Annotated in this window: 6 protein-coding genes; 5 read left to right on the top strand and 1 reads right to left on the bottom strand. The window is 63.8% G+C overall.

Features of this window, described 5'->3' with window-relative positions; all coding sequences use genetic code 11:
* Window positions 1-1,253, top strand: a 1,253-nt coding sequence (locus DB354_RS00080; protein WP_146180038.1) for an IS4 family transposase, incomplete at its 5' end; no start/stop codon positions are given.
* A 68-nt stretch (window positions 1,254-1,321) separates the two neighbouring features.
* Here the strand turns inward: DB354_RS00080 and DB354_RS00075 are convergent.
* Window positions 1,322-1,654 (bottom strand): hypothetical protein, encoded by a 333-nt coding sequence (locus tag DB354_RS00075; protein WP_146180037.1) that lies wholly within the window; start codon window positions 1,652-1,654, stop codon window positions 1,322-1,324.
* A gap of 598 nt (window positions 1,655-2,252) precedes the next feature.
* Between DB354_RS00075 and DB354_RS00070 the strand changes: the two genes are divergently transcribed.
* The 4 genes from DB354_RS00070 to DB354_RS00055 all read left to right on the top strand — a co-directional run bounded on the left by DB354_RS00070 (window position 2,253) and on the right by DB354_RS00055 (window position 6,368).
* Window positions 2,253-2,510 (top strand): hypothetical protein, encoded by a 258-nt coding sequence (locus tag DB354_RS00070; protein ID WP_233256501.1) that lies wholly within the window; start codon window positions 2,253-2,255, stop codon window positions 2,508-2,510.
* Window positions 2,511-2,522: 12 nt separating this feature from the next.
* A complete protein-coding gene (locus tag DB354_RS00065) occupies window positions 2,523-2,930 on the top strand; it encodes a PIN domain-containing protein (RefSeq protein WP_107833390.1) in 408 nt (135 codons plus the stop codon).
* A 107-nt stretch (window positions 2,931-3,037) separates the two neighbouring features.
* The gene (locus DB354_RS00060; protein WP_199226757.1) at window positions 3,038-4,555 is read left to right on the top strand and encodes an alpha-L-fucosidase; all 1,518 of its coding nucleotides are present in this window, start codon (window positions 3,038-3,040) and stop codon (window positions 4,553-4,555) included.
* A 157-nt stretch (window positions 4,556-4,712) separates the two neighbouring features.
* Window positions 4,713-6,368 carry an MFS transporter gene (locus DB354_RS00055; protein WP_107833388.1) on the top strand — a complete coding sequence of 552 codons (1,656 nt, stop codon included), beginning with the start codon at window positions 4,713-4,715 and terminating at the stop codon, window positions 6,366-6,368.
* Window positions 6,369-7,003: the final 635 nt, after the last annotated feature.

Here is a 7,003-nt window from a genome sequence, read left to right as displayed (position 1 = left end):
AATATATGCTATTGATATATAGCATGTTGGATATACATCAGCCGTCCAAATTGAACGCTTACGTTTTTCCGAAAATTTGGGTTGTGAATTCCGGAAAGACTGTTCTCGCACAGGTGCTCGCTGGACTGGGCGGAAAAGAGTTCTCGCGCTGCGCCGGTCAGTATCCGCTGAGTCGCGACACGCCGGCGCTGTCGGCCTACGATCATTTTGCGACGATGGTCTTCGCGCAGCTCACTTACCGCGAGAGCTTGCGCGACATCGAAGCCTGCCTGACGGCGCGACGGCCATTGCTGTATCACTCTGGGATTCGCGGCACGGTGAAGCGCTGCAATCTCGCGTACGCGAATGAGCATCGCGATTGGCGGATGTTCGCCGCAGTGGCGGGCGTCTTGATGCGCCGCGCCCGCCGGTTGTACCAGGACGAGCCGGCGCCGCTCGAGTTGGACGCCGAACTGTTCGCCTTGGATGCGACCTTGATCGAGTTGAGCTGTGCCCTGTTCCCGTGGGCCCGCTGGCAGGGCACGCAGGCGGCGATGAAGCTGAACGTCCTACTGGATCTGCGCGGGGACGTGCCGGCGTTTGCCAGCATCCACGAGGGCGACCGGCACGAGGTGGCATCGCTGGACGAGATTCCGGTGTATCCTGGCGCGTACTACGTGATGGACCGCGGCTATCTCGATTTTGGACGGCTGCACCGCTTGCACACCTCGGGTGCGTTCTTCGTTACGCGGCTGAAGGCCAACACCTGCTACTATGTCGCCGAGTCGCGCCCGGTCCCCGAGCACGGTGGGCTGCGATGCGATCAGACGATCCGCCTCAACTCCGACCTGGGGCGTAATCGCTATCCTGATACTCTGCGGCGGATCAGCTACCTCGAGCCGGAGACCCACGTGTGGCTGGTCTTTCTGACCAACCAGTTCGCGCTCGATGCGCGCACGATCACCCAGATCTACAAACACCGCTGGAAGATCGAGCTGTTCTTCCGGTGGATCAAACAGCACCTGCGCCTGCGCGGCTTCTTCAGCACCGACCCCAACGGAGTGCGCGTCCAAATCTGGACCGCATTGTGCGCATACCTGCTGGTCGCGATCGCGAAGCGGGAATACGCGCTACCGGGGAGCCTGCATCAGGTCCTGCAAGTTATCTCAATCGCCGCACTAGAGAAAGTCCCTCTGCCTGAGATATTTGCGAAGATTGATACAACAAACACGCCACTTGATATACCCATCCAATTGGAGATGAATGGGTTCTGATCAGACAGCCGTGGGGGGCATCCTTACCTTTTACCTTCGGGTTGAGGGATGACGCCGTGGAGGGAAGGTCAGGTGCTGCGGGCGGCGTCGGCGTAGGCGTCGATGATGCCGAGGGTGGGGTCCCAGTCGCGGGACCAGCGTTCGAAGTCGGCGGAGCTGATCGAAAAGGCCTGGATGGTTTGCGCGTTGAGTCCGTTGAGCTGGCCAGTCACGGCGCCGATGAAGGCGGGGCGGTCGGCCTCGGCGAGATGGGTGCTGTTCATCGTGTTCACCACGACTTGGTGGGCGGTGTAGTTGTTGAGGCGATTGAAGACGATGGCGCGGACGAGCAGCATGATTCGCTGCCGGTGCTGCTCGGCCATGGCGGCGACCTGGGCGGGAGTGGGGCGCTTGGCGGGCAACGGACGGGGCGCGCGCGGCGCGGACGACGCGGAGTCTGCGGGGGGCGTCGGGGCCGGGGACGGCGCAGGCGCGGGCTGGGCCCGACGCAGTCCCCGCTGGCGCACACGCGCGAGCCGCCGACTCGGCCGCCGTGGCGGCCTAATGGAGAATGATGAATGCAGAATGGAGAATTCTGCGACGGCTCCACGGCGGTGCTCGGCGTTATCTCTGCAGGGGGCAGCCGCGATAACTAGCCAAATCTGGCTCGTTAGGGCCCGTAACTAGCCAGAATTGGCTAGTTAGCTCGCTGAATTGCCCCACGCGCGGCCGGGTGGCGGCGGCCTAATGGTAAATGTTGAATGATCGGAGGCGCCATCGGCGCCGGCGGTCGGAGTGAGCTTCGCCGGCGGTCGCCAACGGGATCTGCGGCTGGGCGGCTGGGTTCAGCTTGGGTATGTGGGGCGGACCGCCTGCCTTGGGCTTCGGCTTCTTGGCCGGTTGGGGGCGGAGGCCTTCGGGTTCGGCGCGGCAAATGAGGCCGTCCGGCGCCGCGTGGTCAGCGGTGCCTGGACGGATTGCCGCTTGCGCCGGAGCCTCCCGGATATACGGTGTGCATACATGAAATCCTCCCCCGGTAACCGCCGAAAGGCCCTGGCAAAGCTGGCCTCAGCTCCGCTCGGAAAGGTCTTTAAGTCAGGCAATTCAGCCGCGTTGCGGTTGCCGTCGGGGATGCGCGTTCCCATCGGGAAGACGTTCGCGCTGACGCCCACCGCATCCGGCTTTGTCGCCGTAGATCCAGCAGACTTGGCCAAGCGTCGAAAGGCGCTCGCCGGCCTTTTCGGCTCTGCCCCGGATTTCCCTGTGCGCGAATCCTGAGGCCCAAGTGTCGTGATCTATCTCCCTGACACGAACGTGTTCTCGCGGTTCTTGCGCGGCGGAGAGACGAATCTCGCGCTGCACGACCGGCTGCTCGGTGAGCTGCCCTTCTGCCGCATCTCGGCAATCGTATTGAGCGAACTTGAGTATGGCGCGGCCAAGTCCGGGATGCCCAAACATCGCGAGCGGGTGGCCCAGCTCCGCAGCATCCTTCCGGACATCGCGCCGTTCGATGCCGACGCCGCGGCCTATGCAGGCAATGTCCGTGCTTATCTGGCGACCCTGAAGCCCAACGCGCAACCGATCGGGCCCTACGACGCGTTGTTGGCCGGCCAGGCTCTCGCGCTCGGAGCATGCGTTGTGACTGGAAACACCGACGAGTTCCGCCGAGTGCCCGGACTCATCGTGGAAGATTGGTGACGAAAGTCGTCATGCGATGGTCGGGATTATCCATTCCCTCCGGGGGGCGGGGCGGGGTATTGTGCTGCCGTTCGCTGGCGCCGCGCCGGCGTCGTGCTTTCTCCCCCATGTCTTCTCCTGTCGCTCCCGCGATCCTTGCTGCTTTCCTGCTGTCTGCTGCCGCGGTCGCCCAGACGCCCGCGCCGGCGGCGGCGCCCGCTCCCTCCGCGCCCGCCGTTTCTAGTCCCGCCGTCTCCACTCCCGACTCCTCGACTTCCACTCCCTCCACTCCCGCCGTCGTGAAAGACTACGACACCCCTGCGGCCCGCGAGGCGCGGATCCAATGGTTCCGCGAGGCCAAGTACGGGCTCTTCATCCACTGGGGGCTGTACTCGATTCCCGCGGGCACCTGGAAGGGCCAGCGTTCGCCCGGCCTCGGTGAGTGGATCATGAACCGCATGCAGGTGCCCGTCGCCGAGTACGAGAAACTCGCCGGCGGCTTCGCGCCCGTCCACTTCGACGCCGAGGCCTGGGTGCAGATGGCGGTGGACGCCGGTATGAAGTACATCGTCATCACCGCGAAGCACCACGACGGCTTCGCGATGTACCACTCGAAGGTCTCGCCGTTCAACGTCGTCGACGCCACGCCGTGGGGCCGCGACCCGATCAAGGAACTCGCCGACGCCTGCGCGCGGCACCACCTGCCTTTCGGCTTCTACTACTCGCAGTCGCAGGACTGGCATGAGCGCGGCGGCGCGGGCAACGACTGGGACTTCCCGGCCGACGCCGTGAAGGACCAGGACGGCTCCTACGACCAGTACCTCCGCACGAAGGCCGAGCCGCAGGTCCGCGAGCTCCTCACCGGCTACGGCCCAGTCTGTCTCATCTGGTTTGATACGGCGCGCATGATGGGCGGCGAACGCGGCCGCCGCTTCGTCGACCTCGTCCGCTCGCTCCAGCCCAACACCCTCATCGACGGCCGGCTCGGCGTGCCCGGCGACTACGCATCCACCGGCGACAACGCGATCCCGGCGCGCGAGCGCCAGGGCGACTGGGAGGTGCCGGCGACCATCAATCACACCTGGGGTTACCGGACCGACGACACCGACTGGAAGGCGCCCGGTGACATCCTGTTCAAACTCGTCGATATCGTGTCCAAGGGCGGCAACTACCTGCTCAACATCGGCCCGATGGCCGACGGCGTCATTCCCCAGGGCAGCGTGGACAACCTGCGGACGGTCGGCCGCTGGCTGAAGGTCAACGGCGAGGCGGTGTACGGCGCGGGCCGCACCCCCTTCGGTGAGGAGTACGGCGACTACGCGCAGTCGCTCAAAAACCGCCAGGGCGAGCCGTGGTTCCTGCCGCTGCAGGAGTGGCGCTGCACGACCAAGCCCGGGAAACTCTACTTCACGGTCTTCCACGTCGGCGGCGCGCCGCGCAAGGGGGCAGACGCGATGTTCCGGCTCCCGAACTTTAAGAACGCGATCAAACGCGCGTACTACCTTCACGATCCGCAGCAGACGCCGCTCCCGATCCAGCCGCATCCGGAAGGCGGCCGCTACGTCGACGTCACCCGCCACCTCAACGACACGATGGGCTGGGTGCTCGTTGTCGAAATCGAGGGCGACACCGTCGTGAAGGGCTGAGCCGCCCTGCCGGGCAAGTGTCCGTTCGGCCGCGAGATTGCGCTGGCCGGACACCCCCGGCTCCCCCGTACTGCCTGCTTTCCCCGTTCCTTTTCTCCGGTCCCGGCGTCCGGCGTGTCTGCGCTCCGGCGCCAATCCCCCCTTTCAACTCCCCCTCGTGAATACCTCCGCTGCCTCCCCCGCGGCTGCCCCGGCGAAGAAGAGCCTCTTCGTTTTGGCGGATGGCCGAAACCTGATTGTGACCTTCGCGCTCGTGAGCTCGCTGTTCCTCCTCTGGGGGTTCTGCAACGGGATGATCGACGTGATGGACAAACATTTTCAGAACGAGCTGCACCTCACGCTGGCGCAGTCGGCCTGGGTGCAGTTCGCCCACTACCTCGGCTACTTTCTGATGGCGCTGCCGGCCGGCTGGCTCGCGACGAAGCTCGGCTACAAGGGCGGCATCATCGCGGGCCTGCTGATGGTCGCCGTGGGCGGCTTCTGGTTCATCCCGGCGACGCACATCGCGCAGTTCTGGGCCTTCCTCCTCGGCGTGTGCGTGATCGCCGCCGGCCTGACCTTCCTCGAGACGGTCGCCAATCCGTATACGACGGTCCTCGGGCCGCCGGAATACGCAGCGTCTCGCATCAACCTAGCGCAGTCCTGCAATGGCATCGGCTGGATCCTCGGCCCGCTTGCGGGCGGCATGTTTTTCTATGGCAAGGATGCGAGTGGCGCGAGCACGGGAAGCCAGACGCTCTGGATACCCTATGCGGCCGTGGCGGTCGTAGTGATTCTTTTGGCAGTGGTATTTTACTTTGCGAACGTGCCTGATGTGAAGTCGCAGGACGTTTATCACGTGGAGGCCACGAAGCGTACGGGCGCCACGGAGAGTGCCGCTGGATCGGCTGGGTTTGGAGCAATCTATACACTACTGCTCGGTAATATTTCGGTGCTTGCCGTAAGCATAGGCATGATTTTGTGGGTCATACTGAACGCATTGGGCGTCAGTTCTGCGGCGGTTGGCGTGGCGTCATCGCTGCCTCATCCCGGTATCGCTCATGTCGCGGAGTCCAACGCGCTCGCGATCGTGATCGGTTGGGCTGCAGGTGTCTCCATGCTTGTTGCCGCAGTGGTTCTCGCAAGAACGGTGAGACGGATGCCTTCGCATAGCATTTGGTCGCACCCGCACTTTTCCGGCGCGCCGCTGGCCCAGTTCTTTTACGTAGCGGCGCAGGCAGGTATCTTTAGTTTCTTTATCAATTACATGACCTCTGAAGTGCCTGCTGTGCCAGAGGCATGGGACTCAGGATGGAGGGCGGCACTGCTCGAAAGAAATGCGGCGGGTGTCATGGGCCTGAGCGATAAAGGGGCATCGTTTCTGGTTTCAGTTGGATTCTTCTGCTTCCTCGCCGGCCGGTTTTCCGGGGCGGCGATTCTCCGCAAATTTGCCGCGCACAAGGTGCTCGGCCTGTACGGCGTCCTCAACGTGCTGGCGTGCCTGCTGGTGTTCCTGAGGCTCGGCTGGCTGTCGGTCGCGTGCGTGTTCCTGAGCTATTTCTTTATGTCAATCATGTTCCCGACGATCTTCGCGCTCGGGATCCACGGCCTCGGCAGCCGGGCGAAGCGCGCCTCGGCCTACATCGTGATGGCAATCATGGGTGGCGCGATCGTGCCGAAGATCATGGGCGCCGTGGGCGATGCGCATGGCATGTCGCGCGCGTTCATCGTGCCGCTGGTCTGCTTCGGCATCGTCGCGGCCTACGGCTTCGGCTGGTCACGGCTCGCCGGCGGCAACGGCGCCGCGAACGTATCGCTGACGAAAGGACACTAGGCGGCGGCCTCGCCGCCGCCTAAGTGAGATCCCGGGCTGCTGCGCAGCCCGGGAGTGAAAGTGAGAGTGAAAGTGGCCGGGCGGCGTGGCCGCCCGGAGTGAGGGTGAGAGTGAAAGTGAAAGTGGATCGATCCGCGGAGGTCGGAAGGCAGGGCGTAACCACGAATGGACTCGAATCGACACGAAGGAAGACCGCTGAGGAGTGGCGGGTAGGGATGCTTTGGTCATTCGTGTCCATTGGTGTCCATTCGTGGTTAGCCTCTTTCCGTGGGATGTGATCGACCGCGGAAAGAGAGGTGAACCGCGAAAGGCGCGAAGGGGCGCGAAAACGGGGGGCGGCCGGTTGCGCGACACGAGTGCGTGAGCGGCGGCGACGACCGCGGGTTTTCGCGGCCGGGTTCGCGAGCGTTCGCGGTTGGCCATGTTTGAGGAACAAGCAGGGAGTCCCCACGAATCGACCTAGAAGGAAGACCACTGAGGAGGCGGATAGCGATGCTTTGGTCATTCGTGTCCATTCGTGCCCATTCGTGGTTAACCTCTTTCCGTGGGATGTGATCGACCGCGGAAAGAGAGGTGAACCGCGAAAGGCGGGCATGTGGTTTCAAGTTCGTTGTAGCAGATAGCCTGTCTTTTCT

It is taken from the genome of Opitutus sp. ER46 (assembly GCF_003054705.1).
Lineage (GTDB): Bacteria > Verrucomicrobiota > Verrucomicrobiia > Opitutales > Opitutaceae > ER46.
The sequence above is the reverse complement of the archived record's forward strand: the minus strand, read 5'-3'. Positions and strand labels throughout refer to the sequence as shown.

Bases quoted from the DNA above. Each gene is read 5' to 3' on its own strand.
- DB354_RS00070 (WP_233256501.1), top strand. From the start codon at position 2,253: ATGAAATCCTCCCCCGGTAACCGCCGAAAGGCCCTGGCAAAGCTGGCC.
- DB354_RS00060 (WP_199226757.1), top strand. From the start codon at position 3,038: ATGTCTTCTCCTGTCGCTCCCGCGATCCTTGCTGCTTTCCTGCTGTCT.